Annotated in this window: 14 protein-coding genes; 6 read left to right on the top strand and 8 right to left on the bottom strand. The window is 41.2% G+C overall.

Annotated features, from left to right (window positions below):
• The first annotated feature begins 8 nt into the window (after positions 1-8).
• Genes recC through recD form a run of 3 tightly spaced genes read left to right on the top strand, consistent with a single transcriptional unit; the run spans position 9 to position 9594 of the window.
• Entirely contained in the window at positions 9-3653 is a 3645-nt protein-coding gene (gene recC, locus J8L86_RS00205; RefSeq protein ID WP_211028167.1) for an exodeoxyribonuclease V subunit gamma, read from the top strand.
• The gene (gene recB, locus J8L86_RS00210) at positions 3653-7504 is read left to right on the top strand and encodes an exodeoxyribonuclease V subunit beta (protein WP_211028169.1); all 3852 of its coding nucleotides are present in this window, start codon (positions 3653-3655) and stop codon (positions 7502-7504) included. The genes recC and recB overlap by 1 nt, the downstream gene beginning before the upstream one ends.
• The gene (gene recD / locus J8L86_RS00215) at positions 7501-9594 is read left to right on the top strand and encodes an exodeoxyribonuclease V subunit alpha (RefSeq protein WP_211028170.1); all 2094 of its coding nucleotides are present in this window, start codon (positions 7501-7503) and stop codon (positions 9592-9594) included. Before recB ends, recD begins: the two co-directional genes overlap by 4 nt.
• Positions 9595-9711: 117 nt before the next feature.
• Here the strand turns inward: recD and J8L86_RS00220 are convergent, their stop codons facing one another.
• The 7 genes from J8L86_RS00220 to J8L86_RS00250 all read right to left on the bottom strand — a co-directional run bounded on the left by J8L86_RS00220 (position 9712) and on the right by J8L86_RS00250 (position 18616).
• On the bottom strand, positions 9712-10674 hold the full coding sequence (locus J8L86_RS00220; protein ID WP_348772636.1) for a DMT family transporter: 963 nt from the start codon (positions 10672-10674) through the stop codon (positions 9712-9714).
• A 181-nt stretch (positions 10675-10855) separates the two neighbouring features.
• Positions 10856-11458, bottom strand: coding sequence for a LysE family translocator (locus tag J8L86_RS00225; protein ID WP_211028171.1), 603 nt, complete (start codon positions 11456-11458; stop codon positions 10856-10858).
• 197 nt (positions 11459-11655) lie between these two features.
• Positions 11656-12873 carry a 2-methylaconitate cis-trans isomerase PrpF gene (prpF, locus tag J8L86_RS00230; RefSeq protein WP_211028172.1) on the bottom strand — a complete coding sequence of 406 codons (1218 nt, stop codon included), beginning with the start codon at positions 12871-12873 and terminating at the stop codon, positions 11656-11658.
• Positions 12874-12985: 112 nt separating this feature from the next.
• A complete protein-coding gene (acnD, locus tag J8L86_RS00235; protein ID WP_211028173.1) occupies positions 12986-15598 on the bottom strand; it encodes a Fe/S-dependent 2-methylisocitrate dehydratase AcnD in 2613 nt (870 codons plus the stop codon).
• A 111-nt stretch (positions 15599-15709) separates the two neighbouring features.
• Positions 15710-16834 (bottom strand): 2-methylcitrate synthase, encoded by a 1125-nt coding sequence (gene prpC, locus J8L86_RS00240; RefSeq protein ID WP_055023831.1) that lies wholly within the window; start codon positions 16832-16834, stop codon positions 15710-15712.
• Positions 16835-16995: 161 nt separating this feature from the next.
• On the bottom strand, positions 16996-17874 hold the full coding sequence (gene prpB, locus J8L86_RS00245; protein WP_065108345.1) for a methylisocitrate lyase: 879 nt from the start codon (positions 17872-17874) through the stop codon (positions 16996-16998).
• A gap of 64 nt (positions 17875-17938) precedes the next feature.
• A complete protein-coding gene (locus J8L86_RS00250; protein ID WP_055023833.1) occupies positions 17939-18616 on the bottom strand; it encodes a GntR family transcriptional regulator in 678 nt (225 codons plus the stop codon).
• A 246-nt stretch (positions 18617-18862) separates the two neighbouring features.
• On the opposite strand from J8L86_RS00250, the gene J8L86_RS00255 reads away from it, so the two are divergent.
• Together J8L86_RS00255 and J8L86_RS00260 are read left to right on the top strand one after the other, a co-directional pair.
• Positions 18863-19948 (top strand): acyltransferase, encoded by a 1086-nt coding sequence (locus tag J8L86_RS00255; RefSeq protein WP_119968358.1) that lies wholly within the window; start codon positions 18863-18865, stop codon positions 19946-19948.
• A 223-nt stretch (positions 19949-20171) separates the two neighbouring features.
• Positions 20172-21194, top strand: a complete 1023-nt coding sequence (locus tag J8L86_RS00260) for a D-alanine--D-alanine ligase (RefSeq protein ID WP_211028174.1) — start codon at positions 20172-20174, stop codon at positions 21192-21194.
• A 12-nt stretch (positions 21195-21206) separates the two neighbouring features.
• On the opposite strand, the gene J8L86_RS00265 is transcribed toward J8L86_RS00260, so the two are convergent.
• Complete coding sequence (locus J8L86_RS00265) at positions 21207-21512, bottom strand: hypothetical protein (protein WP_055023836.1); 306 nt, start codon at positions 21510-21512, stop codon at positions 21207-21209.
• A gap of 439 nt (positions 21513-21951) precedes the next feature.
• On the opposite strand from J8L86_RS00265, the gene J8L86_RS00270 reads away from it, so the two are divergent.
• Positions 21952-22353, top strand: coding sequence for a hypothetical protein (locus tag J8L86_RS00270; protein ID WP_211028175.1), 402 nt, complete (start codon positions 21952-21954; stop codon positions 22351-22353).
• Positions 22354-22366: the final 13 nt, after the last annotated feature.

A 22366-nucleotide genomic window follows, 5' to 3' on the forward strand; every position in this document is an offset into this window, starting at 1 on the left:
AGTCAGTTATGCTTAGATTAATTCAATCAAATCAGATGGAAGTGTTATCGGAACAACTTTCTAAAATGTTGGCAATTCCACTTGATTCAACGCATTTACTGGCCAGTGAACATATCTTGGTACAAAGCCCAGGTATGTCGACTTGGTTAAGGCTTGAAGTCGCTAAATACAATGGCATTGCTGCAGCGCTTTCATTCCCATTGCCTTCAAGTTTTACTTGGCAATTATGCCACGAACTCTTACCTGATGTTCCAAAAGACAATGCTTTTACTAAAGCTGCAATGACGTGGAAGTTAATGGACTTGTTACCCAAGTTATTAACGGATGAAGATTTTGCGCCATTAAAAGCTTACCTTGAGCAGCAAGCGAGTACATTAGTCGAACCCACTACGACTAGCAATGAACTCTCACCTTTATATGCTCAACATCAACAACATTTTGATGCGATGAAACTATACCAATTATGTGGTCGAATAGCCGATATATTCGATCAATATTTAGTATACCGTCCACACTGGATACTTGGCTGGGAGCAAAATGAGCATCCTTTGTCTCTTGAAGATAATCAGTTATGGCAACCTAAACTATGGCGAGCATTAATTGAATACAACCAACATCAAGTTAATTCCAGTTTGTATCACAGAGCTAACTTGCATCAAGATTTAATTACAGCACTGCAAAACCCAAATACGGTAATCGAATCTCTACCTGAACGTTTATTTGTATTTGGTATTTCATCTATGCCTCCGCAAACGTTAGAAGTGCTATATCACCTTGCAGAACGTATTGAAGTTATTATGTTCTCACTCAGCCCTTGCCAGCATTACTGGGGGGATATTGTTGACCCGAAAGCCCGTGCTCGCATGGCGCTTCAGTATGCCAATAAAAAGCAGCTAGGCGAGCAATGGGAAGAAAAACTTGAAGTCGGTAACCCTATCTTAGCGAACAACGGAAAAATGGGCCGTGAGCTATTAGATTTAATGCTCGCGCTACCTGCAGAGCACACTGATTTTAGTTATGATTGTTATGTTGAACCCAGCCAATCCACCGATGAGTTAAGCCTACTACATGGTTTGCAATATGATATTTTGCAAATGGAAACCTTAGGTGAGCCATTAGGGCCAGATGCGCATTTTTATCAAAACACCGAAGCTCGAAGAACATTGCACTCAAGCGACGATTCCATCACATTGCGCAGCTGTCATAGTCCATTGCGAGAAGTTGAAACGCTGCACGACCACCTTTTACATTTATTATCAAATGATGCCGACTTATTATCAAAAGACATTGTGATCATGATGCCAGATGTGGCCGCTTACGCCCCCTACATCGACGCTGTTTTTGGCACAGGAAACAGTCAGCAACAACATGGCAATCGCTATATTCCTTATGCCATAGCTGACCGAGGTGCTGCGCAAGAATCTCCATTAATCAATAGTTTTTTAAACTTACTCAATATTAATCAAAGCCGCTTTGGCTTAACTGAGATTGTTAGCATTCTTGAAGTGCCAGCCATTTTACGTAAATTTCAACTCGACGATGACGGATTACAGCTTATTAGGCGCTGGTTAGATGATGCTAACGTTCGCTGGGGGCGTGATGAACACACCCGCGTTCAACAGGGCGTGCCAGGCTTTAATCAAAACTCTTGGGCTTTTGGTATTACACGGTTAATTCAAGGCTACGCGTTTAATGATGAGTCCTCCATTTATCATGACACTTTGCTGGTTAAAGGGGTTGAAGGACAGTCAGCGCAAACGTTAGGGTTTTTACTCAACTTTTTAGAAGCCATTGACGAATACCAACTTCAACTTGCAACCCCTTGCCCTACGCTTGAGCGTATTGAGCAACTCTATCAACTGCTGGAAGTATTCTTTGAAGCTGATGATGACGAACGTGAACAAGTACAAACCATTCGCGAAGCACTCACCGCCTTAAAAGATGAGTTAGAAGCTGCAGGCCATCAAGGTTCGCTCGATATTGAAGTATTAAAGCAATGGTTTAATCAGCGTCTTAACGAATCTCGTGTGGGTCAGCGTTATCTAGCGGGCAGCGTTAACTTCTGCACCCTTATGCCAATGCGCTCCATTCCATTTAAAGTCGTTTGTTTACTTGGTATGAACGATGGGGTTTACCCACGAGTTCAACACCCTGTTGGCTTTGACTTAATGGCGCATAACGGCGCAATGAAAGGTGACCGCTCTCGTCGTTTAGATGACAGATACCTATTTTTAGAAGCCTTATTATCAGCTCGACAACAGCTTTATATTAGTTACATTGGCCATTCTGAACGTGATAACGCTGAGCGTATTCCGTCAATGTTAGTCTCTGAATTAATTGAATATTATCAGCTTTGTTATTTTGCGGATTATCGTTTACTCACGAATAATAAACAGCGCAGAGATATCAATAACGATGACGCTAACCTCGCCATTATTGAACATCTAATTATTCAGCAGCCATTACAGCCTTTCGACGCTAAGTTATTTTCCCCAAGCGAACAGCTCACGACAAATAGCTCGCCAGCATTAATGCAAAGTTATAATCATCAATGGTGTCCGCCACAACATGATCCCAGCGCAGAAAGTCAACGCCCTTTTATTGCAGCTAAACAAACCATCGATATTGATTGGCAGCTTGAAGAAGCAATGCCTGCCCAAGTAACAGTGGACGTACCTAATGCAGATATTGGCCGACACACACTTGAGCTTTCAGCCTTGCTTCGGTTTTATCGTAGCCCAGCACAATTTTTTTTAAATCGCAGCTTAAAAGTAGATTTCAATCTTCGTATTCAAGCTGATGATAATGATGAGCCGTTTAATTTAGATTCACTCGAGCGATATAAACTGCAATCGTCCCTGCTAGACAGTGCGATTAGTCACCAGTTAGAGCACGCAGATATGGAATTTATCGCCCAATTAAAAGCCAGCGGCGAGCTTCCGATGCGTCCTTTTGATGACTTGTTGCTTAACCAATATCAGCGAGATATCGCTCCATTAATTGGTCGAATTCAATTTTTAACCGCAGAGCAAGAAAACACGCGAGAAGTTGATGTTGATTTGTGCTTTAACCACATGCCGTTGAATCAACAGCAAAACATTCAAGTCAATGTCGTCGGTCGTATCGATAATATTTATCCTAAAGGTCAAATTAATTACCGACCTGGCACAGCCCATGGTCGTGACTTTTTACGAGTGTACTTACGTCATCTTTGTATCAACGCTTCTGGCATTGAAAAAAACAGTTACCTATTAGATATCGGTCATTTTCATGCCTTTACTGCCATAAAGCAGGCTCAAGCCCACACACTGCTACAGCAATTTGTGCAAGGTTACCTTAATGGTCAAAACAAACCATTATGCTTTATGCCTCGCACCGCCCTTGCCTACGTTGAAGCCGAAGGCGAGCATGCTGACAAGTTATTAGCAGCTCAAAGCCAATGGATAGATGAGCAAACTGAATTTGGCGAAGGTAACGATCCCCATAACAAACGATTATTTCAATTTCCAGATGACTTTACCGAAGTTGAGTTTGGCCACACAGCGATGCAATTATTGAGTCCTATGCTGAGTGTGTATCACAAAGGGACATTAGCAGAGTTAGATGAATACATTAGCGAGATCACCAGTGTTAACACAGAGGGTAGCCACTAATGACCAACGTCACTAAGCTTGACCCGCTCACTTTACCTTTTGCAGGCAGTAGTTTAATCGAAGCCAGTGCTGGTACGGGTAAGACCTACACTATATCGGGTTTGTACTTACGCTTGCTATTAGGTGATAGAGACAAAGCGCCATTAACTTGTGAACAAATTTTGGTGGTGACTTTTACCAATGCGGCAACAGAAGAACTTCGTGACCGAATTCGTAAGCGTATTCAAGTGGCGTTTAAATGCTTTCTTGGTCTTGAAACCGACGATGCCTTCGTCAATGCCCTTTATCAACAAATGCCTGTCGATGAACATTCAATGGCATTAAGGCGATTAGATTTAGCCTTAAAATCATTAGATGAAGCAGCCATTTTTACCATTCATGGTTTCTGTCAGCGCATTCTATCGGATATGGCATTCGAGTCATCTTTACTGTTTGAGTCTGAATTTACTCTGGATGACAGTGAATTTTTACATCATGCCGTTCGAGATTTCTGGCGTGAGGCCTGTTACCCACTACCGCCAATATTAGCCCAAGTCATTGCAAATGAGTTTGGTAGCCCTGATGAACTAGCGAAGCAATTACGGCAATTATTAGGTGCAACCCAAGCCAATACTTCTCTTGTTACTAAAGACTTTAACAAGCTCACAGCAGAGCTAAGTCAAAGCTTATCTCGTTTTAAAATGCGCTGGAAAGCAGATAGTGAAGCAGAACTTGAATTACTACATAGCTTGCCTTTAAACGGCGCAAGGTTTGGTAAAAAAGCCGATGATTACCCCAAGCTTGCAGCCATGTTTGATAAACTAACTCATTGGGCTAGTGCTGAGCACGCGAGTTTGCCGCCAATTAAAGAACTTGAAATGCTGGCATTATCAGGACTTAAACTCAATAAAGGCGGTGAAATACCCACACCTTCTGAAGCACCATTATTGGATCATATCGAGCGCTTATTCGACTTAATTAACCAAATTAAACCGGCTTTTTTAGTTAAAGCCAAAGAGGGTATTAAGTTACGATTTGCTATGCAAAAAGCGCAGCGCAACTTAATGACACCAGATGACTTACTGATGACTTTAGCTGGGGCGCTTCATTCTGTAGCCACTAACGAAACTAACTCTGAAATTAACTTAGAAACTAGCTCAGAAGCTAACTCAGAAAATGACCCAGAATCTGACGACATGGCGTTGGCATCAAATACACAAACTGCACAGCAATTAGCAAAAGCGATTTCAACACGCTTTCCTGTGGCATTAATTGATGAATTCCAAGATACTGACCCGCTTCAATTTGCGATATTTTCAGCAATTTATCAGCAACAGACTCAACTAGAAAAACTGAGTTTACTCATGATTGGCGATCCTAAGCAGGCCATTTATGCTTTTCGTGGTGCCGATATTCATACCTATATTAGTGCAAGAAAACAAACTCAATCGCATTACAACCTTGAAACTAATTATCGCTCATCAACCGCTTTGGTTAATGGGGTGAATCAATTATTTAGCCAGCACGATGATCCTTTTATTAGCGATGCGATTCCTTATGATGTCGTTAACACGCCAAAAAACGCAGATACAAAAATACTTACTGAAGCGAGTAATGACCGCTCAGCTCTTCGGATAAAGTTATTATCTGAAAATGAAAGCGGGTTAAACAAAACCACCGCTAGAAAACAACTCGCTGGTGATGCAGCCAGTGAAATTAAACGACTGCTCACTGAGTCTCAAGCAGGACAATGCCATCATAATGGTAAAGCACTCGTGGCTAAAGATATTGCTGTATTAGTGAGAGACAGAAATGAAGCGGCCGTAATGAAACAGGCATTAAGTCAGCGTAATATTGGCGCAGTTTTTTTAAGTCGTGATAGTGTTTTTAAAACCCAAGAAGCTTTTGAACTCGCTATCATTCTGCGAGCCCTTGCCACGCCAAAAGATGAACGCTGTTTGCGAGCCGCAATGGCGACTGAACTCATGGGTTATAACGCCTTGCAAATTCATCAGTTCAATCAAGATGAAGAGCAGCGACAAACCTTATTAGACACCTTTGCACAATGGCACCAATTATGGTCTAGGCATGGGATCATGCCTGCACTGTTATCTTTGGCTAATGAAACTCAGCTTATTCGACGCTTTTTGTCTCAAAGTCATAGTCATAGTCATAGTCATAGTCATAGTCATTCAAAAATTGACAACAAAATTGAGTCTGAGAATGATATCAGTCAACTTCATGAGAGTGGTGAGCGACGCTTAACCGATTTTCGTCATCTCTCTGAGCTATTGCAGCAAAAAGCCACTGAACTTGATGGCAGTAGCGCACTGATTAATTGGTTTGAGCAACAATTAATTGAAGCTCAAGGCAGTGATGAGCAACAGTTAAGATTAGAAAGCGAGCAGAATCTTGTTCAAATTGTCACGATTCATAAGAGTAAAGGCCTTGAGTACCCTGTTTGTTTTGTACCTTTTATCAGTTTAGCCCGTGACAATCGCAGAAAGCCGACACCAATGCTGTATCACCAAGATGATCAACTCATTTGGGATGTAGAAGGCACCAAAGAAGGTTGGGAGCAATACAAACAAGAAAACCTCGCTGAAGATTTACGCTTGTTATACGTCGCCCTAACCCGCCCTGTGTATGTATGCTATCTCTATATAGCCAATCACAGCCGTATGTTAAAAGCAGGCATTAGTAGCCAATTATTTGAGACTGCAATCGGTTATTTACTTGGCATCACCAGCAAAGATTGCGATTTTGAACAGCTAGAACAGCAAGCACAAAAATTACTGCATCTGGAGTCGGATGATGAACTATACCGCTGTGCAATCAGTATCACTGAAATTAATCAAATCGATGAGTCCGTATTTGTTGACAGCCAAACGTCTTTAGAAGCCTTAGCTGCCAATACACTCAATCGAGGTTACGATACGCCTTGGCGTGTCGGAAGCTATTCAGGTTTAGTAAAACACTTAGCTCATGAGAAAGTGTCACCAGGCGCTGACGATGAAGATTTCAGCCAAGAGCTACAAGTTGCATTTGAACCCAGTAATGACATCAACCCATTTGATACTGAAGCAGAAGTTAATGCCATTAATCGCTTCACCTTTGAGCGTGGCGCCAATGCGGGTAGCTTTATGCATTTAGTAATGGAATTATTTGACTTCACCAAAGCCGATATTGAACTTGCTCCTGCACTAGAAAAAGCCATGGAGCAATACGGTTTTGATAAAGAGACATGGACGAATACCTTAACCGAATGGTACCAGCAAATACTGCATACTCCATTACTCACCGGCTTTATCGACAATGATCAACAACTGCTGAACTCAGATGGAAATATCATTAGCTTAAGTGAGCTAACGCCAAAACAAACATTGGTTGAAATGGAGTTTTATCTACCAATTACTCGTCTTAAAGCCCAAGGGTTAAATACAATATTATCTCAATTTGGCTACGATGCTGGCTTTGAGTTTGATGAATTACAAGGCATGCTTAAAGGCTTTATTGATTTAACTTTCGAGTACCAGGGACGTTTTTATATTGCCGATTACAAATCGAATCATTTAGGTGAAAATTTTAGTGATTACGATACTCATGCAATGGCAAAAGCCATCAGCAGTCATCGTTATAATCTGCAATATATTTTGTACACCTTAGCGCTGCACCGTTACTTAGCATTAAGGCTTCCGCAGTATGATTACAATACACATATTGGCGGTTGCTTCTATCTATTTTTACGTGGAATGACACCACATGAGCCTCAAACTGGCGTCTTTTTTGATAAGCCTTCTCAAGCGCTTATAGACGCATTAGACAGGTTATTTCAACAAGGTGATGACGCCTACTTGGAGTCGCTAAAATGAATTCAATACTCCAATTACAAGCCCCCATTCAACAATTACTGAAACACTGGCAACAACAGGGTCTTATAACGCCTCTTGACCGACATTTTGCGTTAGAAATGGTAAAAATGCAGCGTAGCTATGTTGATGCCAGTCATAGCCAGCAAGATGAAGCCTTTTTACTGTTTATATGCGCCTTATTAAGCCAGCAACTGTCTAGCCAACACAGTTGTTTAGTGATCAGTAATATCAACCTCGAAAACCCGTTATGTGAACAACTGGCTTTATGCCAAATAAAAATTAATCATGGGCAGTTAGAGGATGAAATCAAACAACTAAGTTGTGTTGGTGAGCCCGAAGATAATTTGCCATTAATCATTGAATATGGTCGCCTGTATCTAAACAAATACTATCATTTCGAGGCTGAAGTTGCTCAACGGCTTAATCAAATGGCAGCTATCAACTTAGTGGCCAATACTGAGTTACTGCCAGCCTACCTGGATGATTTGTTTGATGAGCAAGTAAATAGTAAACAGAACAACACGAATGAACCTCTCATCAATTGGCAAAAAGTGGCTACAGCAACCGCATTAACTAAATCTTTAGCGGTAATTACTGGCGGGCCTGGAACCGGTAAAACCACCACAGTCACCAAACTATTATTATTGCTATTAACTCAGTCTTCATTAACCATCAAGTTAGTGGCGCCAACAGGCAAAGCTGCCGCGAGATTAAGTGAATCAATTAAAGCGTCAAAAACAAGGCTAGCAAGTCAGGTAGAACAGACTGGTAAACAAGAGCTTAAAGATGCGCTAACACGTATCCCTGAAGAAGCAGCGACTTTGCACCGGTTATTAGGCGTGATTCCGAATTCTCACACCTTTCGCCATAATAAAGCCAATCCATTGCGATTAGATTTATTAGTCGTAGATGAAGCGTCCATGGTGGACTTACCCATGATGCATAAATTGCTCAGTGCATTACCACTCAATGCACGGCTAATTTTATTGGGCGATCAAGATCAATTAGCCTCTGTTGAAGCTGGCGCAGTCCTTGCTGATATCTGTTCTGGCCTTCAACAGCATCAAGTAAATGCAAACACTGCGACTCAGCCTTGGCAAATGCGTTACTCTGCCGAGCAAGCTCAGTTGCTTGAAAAACTGACCCATCAACCCACCAGCCAATTCGTTCACCCCCAACCTATGATTGGTGACAACCTTTGTATGTTAATGCACAGCCACAGGTTTAAAGGCGATGCAGGTATTGGTTTATTAGCGAGTGCTGTTAATTATGTCGATATTGCGGGTATTCGCCGAGAATGGCAGCATGGTCACCAAGAGCTCACTTGGATTGAACATCAGGCTCAAGCTACAACTCAAGGACATTCTCCTGTAGCAAGCACGAGTAAAACCCAAGCAAATACTCAAAGTCTGCAACTGCTACAGGTATCTGTTGCAGCTTATGGTCAGTACTTGCAAATGATCCTTGATAACCAATATGCCTATACGCAACTTGAATCTAGCTCAGCGGCGCTGGAAAACTTACATAGCCCAACAGCCATTATCGACAGTTTTAACCAATACCGCATTTTATGTGCGATGCGTTCAGGCGAGTTTGGCGTAGATGGGATGAACCTTGCGATGACCAATGTGCTTAAAGAAAATCAATGGATCAAGCCAAGCCAAGAGTTTTACTTAGGTCGCCCAATCATCATTCAAAGTAATGATTACAACTTAGGCTTATTTAACGGTGATATCGGGCTTATTTTACAAGACGAGCAAAAACCAGAACGCTTAATGGCTTATTTTGTTAAAGCCGACGGTAGCTTATTAAAAGTACAGCCAGCTCGCTTACCTAACCACGACACCTGCTTTGCGATGACCGTACATAAAAGCCAAGGCAGTGAGTTTGAACAAGTGGCTTTTGTATTACCGCAAAAGCCCAGCAACGCTCAATGGCAATTGCTTACAAAAGAACTTGTTTACACCGCAATCACTCGTGCTAAAGAACACTTTATTTGTTTAGGCTCGCCTTATGTTTTTGAAAAAGCATGTCAACAAGTCACTTCAAGGGCATCAGGTTTAGCAATAAGATTATGGGGCACTCATTAATACTGAGTCGTTAATATCGAAATAGTTAATATCGAGATAGTTAATCACGAATAGCTTCATTTAAACCCATTTAGCAGCCTATATCGCATCACAGGCTGCTTATTAATTAGATTGTGGTTACCCTGTCTCGTTTGTGGTTTTAGTTGCTGCATTTATTGAATAGTATCGACCTATTACCACTGTCAAAATGCCACCTAACACCACTAAAGATGAAATCATTAGACGATAAGTTATCGGCTCTGCCACAAATATCACCCCGCCTATTGCAGCAATTATCGGCACAGATAATTGGATCACTGCAGCTTGGGTAGCACTTAACCCCTTTAGCGCAATATACCAAATACTGTAACCTACCGCTGAAGTTAACCCACCAGCTATGGCAGCCAATATTATCCCCTGATAAGTAAAATGGAAGCTATCAAAGGCCACGATGATTAGCACTAAAACCAAAGGTAATGTACAAGCAAAGTTATAAGCTGTATCCATAATTGGCGCTTGAGAACGTCGCCCTTTAAGGGTGTAAACTCCCCATGCAACACCTGACAGAGTCATCAAAATAAAGCCATTAAATGACGGTGAACTGACGTCAGGTAACACAAGATAAATTAACCCTGAAAACGCCATCAAAATACCAACCCACTCGGCAAGATATAAACGTGTACCAAATAAAAGCGATATGGCTATCATCGTTAATTGCACTGAACCAAAAAGTATTAGGGCGCCAGTGCCAGTATCCACAGAGATGTACGCATACGAAAAGGTCACTGCATAAATGAATAACATAATACTGGCAAACCAACTGCCCGAAACAGGTTTAACGACCTTTGACAGATTAATTGATTGCCCATGACTGAGTGATTTAACACTAACAATAATTAACAGCACTAAAGCCCCAGTAATCAATCTTACCGCGGTAAAGCTTGCTGCATCTATCGCCTCTTCAGCTAGGGCCAGTCGACTTAAAACAGAGTTAGCTGCAAAGGCAATGATTGCTAGCACGGTTAACAAACAAGTCTTTAAAAGAGAATCGGCAGCTTTAGACGTCGATGAGCGTAAAGTTGACTGAGAAATAGCAAACACCTTAAATCGTAAGTTATTTTGTTCGATATTAGTTATATAGACACGATTCTATCTTTAAAATTATATCGTTAAGATTATCAGCATTAGTATTCGCTATTTTTCCTTTATGGTAAAAGCACTAAAAAGCATTATTTAGATAACATTACAGCAGAATCAATACTGTCCATTTAAACTTTGATGCTCAAGTACTCATGCTCAAAGAGGCTATGACAGTCACGACAAGTAATGAGCCAAATAAAACACGAATGATTCGAGCATGCTTTGGATGAGTAAATACAGGTTTCAATAAACTTCCGCACATTAGCCACAGGCTATCAACTACAATGGCCACGACCAGACAAACGATACCTGTTATCAGGTAGCTTAATTCAATAAAAGAATGAGGTAGCAAAAACTGAGAAAATATCGCAAGAAATGCAGCATAAGCTTTAGGGTTAAGTAGATTTAATACAAAACCATCTCGAAAATTGGGTGCCTTATGTAAAGTGTCATCGGACTGAATTGGCGCTGTAGCAATCTTAAAGGCGATATAGCACATATAGCCTGCGGCAATGATCTGACAAACAATTCCGATAGTTGGGTAATGAATTAACAGTACAGATAAACCCAATATCGACCCAGTTATCGCAAAAGTGAGTCCAACTAATATACCCAGTAAAAATGGTAAACCTTGCTTAAGTCCATAGGTAGCACCTGTGGCAGCAAGTGCGATAGGCACAGGACCTGGCGAACCTAACAATAAGCCTGTGACGATAAGAAGCGTTAACAATGACTCCAATGACATAATTTCCTTATTATTTTTAGATACTTAACTTAACAAGCTGGTTACTGCAGCTTATTTTCCCAAATGGTTGATGCTAATTAGCCTACATAAGTAAAAGTACTGCTGATAACAGATGGACATTAAAAAGGCTTACAACAGATACCGTTATAAGCCTTTTATTGAGTATGAAGTCCACCATAGAGCCAAAAAGCGTGGCGCTAAAAACTATCACCTGGTATGCGTACCCAACCTTCCATTAACACCCGTGCACTTCGGCTCATACTGGCTTTATCAACTTGCCAGTTCCCATTATCTACACTGGCCTGCGCACCAACTTTTAGTGTGCCTGATGGGTGACCGAAGACCACTGACGTTCGCGGTTTCCCGCCAGCCGCTAAATTAACCAATGTACCTTCCACTGCCGCCGCGGTACCGATTGCAACAGCAGCGGTGCCCATCATCGCATGGTGCAACTTCCCCATAGATAATGCCCTTACCTGCAGATCAATACCCGCGGCACTGATCGCTTTTCCGCTAGACGACGTGTAATCGCTAGGTGGAGATACAAAGGCTATTTTAGGCGTATGTTGTCTTGCTTGAGCCTCATCTATATGGTCAATCAAGCCCATTTTTACTGCGCCATGGGCACGAAGCATCTCGAAAAAAGCGAGCGCCCCTTCATCATTGTTTATCGCATCTTGTAGCTCATTACCGACATAACCGATATCAGCAGCATTAACAAAAATAGTAGGAATACCAGCATTGATCATCGTTGCCTTAATGGATGAATTAGCAGATGAGATTCCTTTAGCGCTAAACTCAGCAATTGAATGTGGCAAAACTAATTCATCAACGACATTCCCAGTTGGAAACATTGCTGCATCTGCATCAGCTGGGGCAAGAAAGTCCACCAAGACTTCAGCGGCCGGAAACGTCACACCGTCAAGCTCAAAGTCGCCAGTCTCTTGTACTTCACCGTTAACCATAGGTACATGGGCGATGATGGTTTTGCTGATATTAGCCTGCCATATTCTCACCACGGCAATACCGTTTTGAGGTATACGACTCTTATCAACCAAACCATTAGAAATGGCGAATGATCCAACGGCTGCGGTTAAGTTTCCGCAGTTACCGCTCCAATCAACAAAGGGTTTATCAATGGCAACTTGGCCAAATAAGTAATCAACATCATGATCAGCTTGCTCACTCTTAGACAAGATAACCGTTTTACTGGTACTGGACGTTGCGCCGCCCATACCATCAGTTTGCTTGCCGTAAGGGTCTGGACTGCCGATGACTCGCAGTAATAAGTTATCGCGAGCTTGACCTGCAACTTGAGCCACTTGGGGTAAATCAGTGAGGTTAAAGAAAACACCTTTACTGGTCCCCCCGCGCATATAAGTAGCCGGAATTTTAATTTGTGCAATAGTAGACATCTTTTATCCTAAGATGAATTAGCTGAAATAAAGCAAACGTTAATCAGTTAATGCTTTAATCAGCTAATGTTAAAGCTATATGTCAACACTAAGAGGTCGTGACATGTTAGTGTTAATGAGTTGCCTCTAAGAAGTCCTTAGCAAAGCGTTGTAATATCCCGCCCGCCTCGTAAATAGACACTTCTTCAGCCGTATCTAAACGACACTTCACAGCAATAGTCACTTGCTCACCATTGGCACGTGTGATGATGAGTTCAAGCACCGCACCAGGAGTTCGCTCACCAACGACATCATAGGTTTCAGTGCCATCAATGTGATAAGTATGACGATTGTCACCTTGGGTGAATTCAAGTGGTAATACACCCATGCCCACTAAGTTAGTGCGATGAATACGCTCAAACCCTTCAGCAACAATAACTTCAACTCCAGCAAGGCGCACACCTTTTGCCGCCCAGTCACGACTCGACCCTTGGCCGTAATCAGCGCCTGCAATAATAATCAACGGCTGCTTACGATCCATATAGGTTTCAATTGCTTCCCACATGCGAGACTCTTGTCCTTCAGGTTCAATACGAGCCAATGAGCCCTGCTTAACTACTGGCTTGCCATCTTTGCCAATTGTCGTCACCATTTCGTTAAATAGTTTAGGGTTAGCAAAGGTGGCACGCTGTGCAGTAAGGTGATCTCCTCGATGCGTTGCATAAGAGTTAAAGTCAACTTCAGGTAAACCCATTTTAGCAAGGTATGCACCTGCAGCACTGTCGAGCATAATGGCATTTGAAGGGGATAAATGGTCAGTTGTGATATTATCGCCAAGTACAGCTAATGGTCGCATTCCTTTCATGGTGCGCTCACCTGCTAATGCCCCTTCCCAATAGGGAGGACGACGAATATAAGTACTTTGTGGGCGCCAATCATATTGCGGATCAATTTTTGCTGAGTCTGTGCCATATTCGACTTTGACATCAAACATTGGCTCATAGACTTGACGGAACTGTTCAGGTTTAACACTTTTAGCGATAACCGCATCAATTTCAGCATCTGAAGGCCATAAATCTTTCAAGCGAATATCATTACCTTCGCAGTCTTTTCCTAGCACATCTTTCTCAATATCAAACCGGATTGTCCCAGCGATAGCATAAGCGACAACGAGCGGCGGCGATGCCAAAAACGCTTGTTTTGCATAAGGGTGAATACGGCCATCAAAGTTGCGGTTACCAGATAATACGGCTGTTGCGTATAGGTCCCGGTCAATCACTTCTTGCTGGATAACAGGGTCAAGTGCGCCACTCATGCCGTTACAAGTTGTACAAGCAAAACCCACAATACCAAAACCCAGCGCTTCAAGTTCTGGCAACAAATTGGCATCTTCAAGGTAGAGTTGCACCGCTTTCGAGCCTGGAGCTAATGATGTTTTCACCCAAGGTTTACGGGTTAGCCCTTTCGCATTGGCGTTGCGAGCAAGTAAGCCTGCTGCAATCACATTACGAGGGTTAGACGTATTAGTACAGCTGGTAATTGCTGCAATAATACAGGCCCCATCAGGCATTAAACCCGCTTCATTTTCGACTTCGCCACTGATACCTTTTGCTGCAAGATCTGTCGTTGAGACTCGGCGGTGCGGATTTGAAGGCCCAGCGATATTACGCCCGACTGTCGAAATATCAAATTTCAGAACCCGTTCATATTCAGCATGTTTAAGTGAATCAGCCCATAAGCCATTGGCTTTTGCATATGTTTCAACCAGTTCAACTTGCTCTGCGTCACGACCGGTTAATCTAAGATAGTCGAGCGTTTTATCGTCGATATAGAACATCGCGGCTGTCGCGCCAAACTCAGGCGTCATGTTTGAAATAGTCGCGCGATCGCCTAGTGTGAGATTTTCAGCGCCTTCACCATAAAACTCAAGGTAAGTAGAGACCACTTTTTGTTCACGTAAAAACTCAGTAATTGCCAGCACAATGTCAGTTGCGGTAATACCGGGTTGGCGCTCGCCAATAAGCTCGACACCCACAATATCAGGTAGACGCATATAAGATGGACGACCCAGCATCACGCTTTCAGCTTCTAAGCCACCGACACCAATAGCAATAACACCTAATGCATCAACATGCGGTGTATGACTATCAGTCCCAACAAGTGTATCCGGAAAAGCAACGCCTTCACGGGATTGCACAACTGGTGACATTTTTTCAAGGTTAATTTGATGCATAATGCCGTTACCTGGCTGAATAACATCAATATTTTCAAAGGCCGTTTTGGTCCAGTTAATAAAGTGGAATCGATCGTCATTACGTCGATCTTCAATAGCACGATTTTTCTCAAAAGCATCTTTTTCAAAGCCTGCATGCTCGACAGCTAAAGAGTGATCCACAATAAGTTGCGTTGGCACAACAGGGTTTACTTTGGATGGGTCTCCCCCCTTTTCAGCAATCGCATCGCGTAGTCCTGCTAAATCCACTAATGCAGTTTGACCTAAAATATCATGACAAACTACACGCGCAGGATACCAAGGAAAATCTAAATCGCGCTTGCGTTCAATAATTTGTTTAAGTGAATCTGTTAAGGTTTCAGGAGAGCAGCGTCTAACTAAATTTTCAGCATAAACGCGTGATGAGTAAGGTAGTTTTGCAAAAGCACCAGGGGAAATAGCATCTACCGCAGCTTGAGTATCAAAATAATCTAGTTGGGTGCCTGCAAGGTTTTTTCTATATAAGGTATTCATGTTAGCTTCCATGATCCACGCACTATGGCGTTAGCTGGAACAAAGTAAAAAGGTTAACGTGTCGCATAAATCAAAAGTACTGACAAAGGACAACACGTTAACCTTCCACCATTATCTTTGTGCAATCGGTGTTACAGTGCGAGGTTCTGAACCAGTATAATCAGCACTTGGGCGAATAATACGGTTATTTGAACGTTGCTCCATCACATGTGCAGCCCAGCCTGTTAGGCGTGAACAAACAAAGATTGGCGTGAATAACTTCGTTGGGATCCCCATGAAGTGATAAGCTGAAGCGTGGAAGAAATCTGCATTACAAAAAAGCTTTTTGGTGTCCCACATGAACTCTTCACAGGCAACAGAAATATCATATAAGCTAGTATCACCAAATTCATGGGCTAACTTTTCTGACCACGCTTTAATGATGACATTACGTGGATCCGACGTGCGGTAAATCGCATGGCCAAAGCCCATAATTTTTTCTTTACGTTCAAGCATGCCAGCCATTTGTGTTTTAGCATCTTCTGGCGAAGTGAACTTTTGGATCATATCCATTGCAGCTTCATTTGCTCCACCATGCAGTGGACCACGTAAAGTACCAATTGCACCTGTGATACACGAGAACATATCTGATAATGTTGACGCACAAACACGTGCTGTGAAAGTTGATGCATTAAACTCATGCTCTGCATAAAGAATTAACGACACGTCCATCACTTTACGGTGCTGCTCCGAAGGTGTCTCGCCACGTAATAACTTTAAGAAGTGACCGCCAATTGAATCTTCATCAGTGACACAGTCAATCTCAACGCCTTCATGGCTGAATTTGTACCAATAGCACATGATTGCAGGAAAGGCTGCTAACAAGCGATTTGCAGCAGTGTTTTGTTGGCTAAAGTCAGCTTCCGGTTCAAGATTACCAAGGAATGAACAGCCTGTACGCATAACATCCATTGGGTGTGCATCGGCTGGAATACGCTGCAATACTTCTTTTAATGCCTGTGGTAAATCACGCTGTTCCATTAACGATGCTTTGTAACTTGCTAATTGATCTACCGTAGGTAACTCACCGTTAAAAAGTAAATATGCGACTTCCTCAAAAGTGGCATTTTCAGATAAATCAGCAACATCGTAACCGCAATAAGTTAACCCTGAACCCGATTTACCTACGGTGCATAATGCTGTTTCACCTGCGCTTTGGCCACGAAGTCCTGCGCCACTTAATTTCTTGTCTACCATAATGATGTCCTATTCTTTTATGTTTTTAATTGTTATCTGTAGGGGCTAAGCCGCTTTATCTAATTTATCTATTTACCAGAAACTTACTTTGTTCCAAAACAAGATTTGTATATTTTTTAAGCAAACCTTGCGTTCTGACAGGTCAAGATAAACGCGTAAAATTACTTGTTTTTACCTTCAGCAAATAAGCTATCTAACTTTTGCTCGTAATCGTGATAACCCAAGTAATCGTATAAATCCATACGAGTCTGCATCGTGTCGACAACCGCTTTCTGATCGCCATCAGTCAAAATAGTGCTATAAACTGTTTCAGCTGCTTTATTCATCGCTCTGAATGCACTTAATGGGTAAAGCACCATGTCTGCGCCCCATTCGCCTAATTGCTCTTTATTCCACAATTCTGTTTGGCCAAACTCAGTAATATTGGCCAAAATAGGCACATCTAGTGCTTCAGAAAAAGCACGATAATGCGCTTCGGTCTTAACCGCTTCAGCAAAAATACCGTCCGCGCCTGCTGCTACATAAGCCTTTGCGCGTTCAATCGCCGCCTCTAATCCCTCTTGGGCGAACGAGTCTGTGCGTGCCATGATGAAAAAATCTGGGTCGGTTCTAGCATCGACTGCCGCCTTGATTCGGTCGACCATTTCTTCAGTTGATACAATCTCTTTATTTGGACGATGACCACAGCGCTTTTGAGCCACTTGGTCTTCCATATGCACGGCTGCGGCGCCGGCTTTCTCCATATCACGGATAGTTTTCGCAATATTAAATGCGCCACCCCATCCCGTATCGATGTCGACCATTAAAGGTAAATCACACGCGGAGGTGATTCGTTGTACGTCAACTATCACATCATTTAATGATGTCATGCCTAAATCCGGTAAACCGTATGATGCATTAGCAACCCCGCCACCAGATAGGTAAATAGCTTGATGACCAATTTGTTTTGCCATCATGGCAGCATAAGCATTAATGGTACCGACGATTTGTAATGGTTTATTGTCAACTAAAGCTTGACGGAACTTTTTACCTGCACTCATGATTTCCCTCTCTATTGTTATTGTTTGTACTTGGGCTGTCTTAGCCCACAAATATTGATACTTTCTAGCGATTGTTTTGCTTGTCGTTATCGAGCTTATTTTCGATATTGGCTTTTGAATACATAATGTGTCGGCGCATCAGCATTTCAGCTAATTCTTCATCACGGTTCGCAATGGCTTTAACGATATGTTTATGCTCATCAAATGCTGTTGTCACCCGTGGCCCAGCCATGCCTAATTGCACTCGATACATACGAATAAGGTGGTACATACCATCAATCAGTACTGAAATAAGATGCTTGTTTTTGCTACCTAGAATGATGCGATAGTGGAAATCCACGTCTCCCGCTTCTTGATAGTAAGACTCGCCTGATTGAACTTCGTCGAAATGATGATTTAGTAAACCATTCAAGTCGGCAATTTCTGCGTCAGTCATGTTTTTTGCGGCAAGTCTTGCAGCCATTCCTTCAAGCGATTCACGTACTTGATACAGTTCAAGTAATCCTTCTGGCGACAATGCAACAACTCGAGCCCCTACATTGGCTTTTCGTTCAACCAAATGACATGACTCTAAGCGATTAATCGCTTCACGAATGACAGCTCGGCTTACTTGATAGTTTGTCGACAATTCCGTTTCACTCAGCTTTGAGCCTGCAGCAATTTCACCTTCAACAATATCCTTTCTTAATTCAAAAAAAGTTTTGTCCGCTGCGGTAATGGGGTGTTCGTTGAAAAATGTCATCGTTACTCTACTGTCAAATTATGACCAATTGTCGACAATATAGTCTTATTAGATTGTAAACTCAATATAAAACCCACATATTGTCGACAAAGGTCTAACGTAAACGTCAATTAATCAGTACATTTTGTTGTTAGACAAAGTAACTTCAAACAGAATGGGAAAGCATGTTGTCATTTATTAACAATATAAGCACAATAGGAATACAATCGAGGGCGATAGTTAATTACAATAATATCAAGGCTTAATATGGAAACTAATGCTGCAACACCTAAGGTTAACCCTGCGGAGAAAAAAGGCTTTTTAAACAGCATTAATCATTTTCGCGGGATTGCGATTATTTTTATTGTGATGGCACATTGTTACCGCCCTGCAGGTTGGCAATTAGAGACTTTAGCGGATAAAGCATGGTTCAACTTAATGATGAATGGCACAGTCTTTTTTGTCTTTATCTCAGGCTTTTTGTTTCATCACGTGTTTTACCATCGCTGGGACTATAAAAAATACATGAAGAGCAAGACCAAGTTTGTATTTGTTCCTTATCTACTTTTATCTTTACCTTGGATTATTTGGCACATAACTGCAGGAACAGATCCTGCTTTGCATGTTTTATATGCCGATATAGACAAACCTGCCGTAGCAGCAAGTTGGTACGTTATAACAGGCAGAACGTTAACTGCTTATTGGTATATCCCTATGGGAATGATGCTATTTGCGCTTTCACCTTGGGTGATGCATTTGATTAAACGTCAGCATTTGTTAATCGTCGCGATTCCCCTCTTTATTATTGCGATGATTATTCATCGACCCGAATCGAACCTTAATGCAATTCAGTCGTTGTTTTACTTTTTACCTGTATATCTGTTTGGTGTTTGGGGATCGGCACACCGAGATAAGCTATTTCCGTTTATCGATAAATACTGGTTAGTGATGTTGGTATTAGCCATCTTGCTTGCTGTCGGTCAAGCCTACTGGTTTGGCGCTGGGGTATTAAATAAAGCCGCGTTTGAGTTCACTGTGCCGGACTTAATGTTGCCGCAAAAAATACTACTTACCTTAGTCATTTTGGCGATTTTAAATAAATTTGAACATATCAGTATTAAGCCACTGCAAAAACTCGCCGAAGTCAGTTTTGCGATTTACTTTATTCACCCTTGGCTCACAACACCTTGGTGGATGATTTACGAAAGTCCCGACTTATTTGGTTTTAATGGACAAGGAAACATTCTCACAACCTTGATTGTGACCATGGGCGTTATCTTCATTTCTTATTTTATTGCTGTTGCCCTTAAAAAGGTGCTCAGCAAAAAAAGTCGTTATTTAATTGGATGGTAATGCTATATAAACCAACACTAATCGCTTAAAAACACAAAGCCTTATTCACAGTAATAAGGCTTTTTTATGTAAATTTGCTTAACGTATTAGTTTGATTAAAAATTAATAATGCTTATTGATGAATAGATAAGCAATTACCACAAACCTTTCTTGCGTTGAACCTTGCCAGTTCATTATCATGAACCTATTAAACTGGTAACGACTTTTTTCTTCACGAGGCATTATGACGACTTTTAACGTTCTCCTTATTTGCGGTGGTGGCAGCGCTGAACATGATGTATCTGTGTTATCGGCTAACTTTTTTGAATCGTCATTATTGCAATCTAATAAAATCAATCTGTTAAGAGTTGAGTTAGATAGCAAGGGTCATTATTTTGATAGTGAAGGTCATAGTTGTGAATTAACTAATCGGCGTGAAGTACGATTTGATAATGATGTCAAAGCGCCATGGGTAGTGGATTACGTCATTCCTTGTATTCATGGTTTCCCTGGTGAAACAGGCGATATTCAATCTTATTTTAACTTAATTCAATTACCTTACTTTGGTTGTGAGTCAGAAGCATCGAGTAATTGTTTTAATAAAATCACCGCCAAAATGTGGTTTAGTGCACTGGGCATCCCGAACACGCCTTACATTTTTTTGAATGACTATAATCAATCAGCTATTGAGCAAACCCAAGCAGCACTATCTAAATGGGGCTCAGTGTTTGTAAAAGCAGCTTCCCAAGGCTCATCTGTTGGGTGTTACAAAGTCGATAGCCAAGAGCAAATAGCACAAGTGTTAAAAGATGCATTTAGTTTTGCACCTTCAGTTGTGGTTGAAAAAACCATCATAGCGCGTGAGTTAGAAGTCGCAGTATATGAATATCAAGGTAACGTCATCGCCACGTTACCAGGCGAAATTATTTGCGCCGACAATACTTTTTATACTTTCGATGAAAAATACAATGCTTCAAGCAAAGCTCGAACTGATGTAGTTGCAGGAAATTTATCACAACAAAATATCGATAAGATCAGAGAATACGCCTTAAAAGCATTTACAGGTATGAAGTTACGTCATTTGTCGAGAATTGACTTCTTTTTAACTGATGACGGTGAAATTTTATTAAATGAAATTAATACCTTCCCTGGTTCTACACCCATCTCAATGTTTCCAAAAATGATGCAACATCATGGTGAAAATTTTACCGACTATCTCGTTGATAACATTGAAACACAGTTAACATCTCTTAATACCATTCGTTAATTTGATTAACTGTTACCGGGACATATTAATCGAAATAATATTGGAGAATGTTTGCTGTTGGCCAGCATTTTCCAATTCATCACGCCATGGGTTCTCTTGAACTTTCACCATGTAAAAATGTTCTCTATAGGTATCAGTCACAAAGGCGATGCCATGCTGCATTAACTCATAATGTATATCGTGAACAAACACCAAAGAAAAATTTTGCCTCCCAGTTAATTGATTAATATCTTCACGGGTTAAACTCACCCCTGTTTCCAACTGCTCAAATTGTAATTTAAGCCAATTAGCAAAGTCTTTAGAACTTACCATCGACATAGTCACCTCCAAACAAAGCCCAAATATATTTCAGCGGATATCTCATCCGTTGAGAGCTAGCTGAATAGTCAAAGTATAGTTTGTTATGAAAATGTTGTTTTGAAAGCAGACAATTTATAGACTAAAAGGACATAAGAGCAATACTTTAGTGCTCAATTATTACAAGTTCAGTGATACTAAGCTTAATGAGTTAATGCCGAAATGTTCAACCAATTCATCCAATATCCCATTGTTATTTATTAATAATAGACCTTTAAAAATTTTGATTTTTGTAATTACTGGTCATACATCTGCGTCAATTATCACATTATTGTCAAATTAATGACTAAAAGGGTTGATTTAAACGTACTGTAATATGAATATAAGATTAACACTTTAGTATTAATAAAGTGACATCTGGTAACAGTATTTATAAAAACCACATCAATAGGAAGGTAGGATGCTTAAACAACTGGGTTTAATTGTGTTATTCGTTCTTGCAGGGTGCAGCTCTAATAACCAATTAAATGAAATCGATGCTAACAATGTCGCAGGAAAATATTTCAATGATGACGGTTTTGGTAACAGTACCTACCTCATCTTATACGAAGATGGACGATACGAATCTAAACATGACGGTTTTGCAGGAATATCAAGCTACTCAACTGGTGTTTGGTCAAACAACGGCAATAAAATTTCTTTCACTCCAGAAAGTCAAAGTGGTGAACTAAAGCTACCTTTGCTGCCTATGGCAATCATGGAGAAGAATAAGGGTTTATTATTAGTCCCTGCCAAAAAAGTTAACCTTCATCAGCAATTAATGACAAACTTTGGAAAATCTACTTATACATATAATCGCTAAAACTTTAAAATAT

The sequence above is a fragment of the Shewanella sp. MMG014 genome (genome assembly GCF_018100775.1).
Classification (GTDB): Bacteria; Pseudomonadota; Gammaproteobacteria; order Enterobacterales; family Shewanellaceae; genus Shewanella; species Shewanella japonica.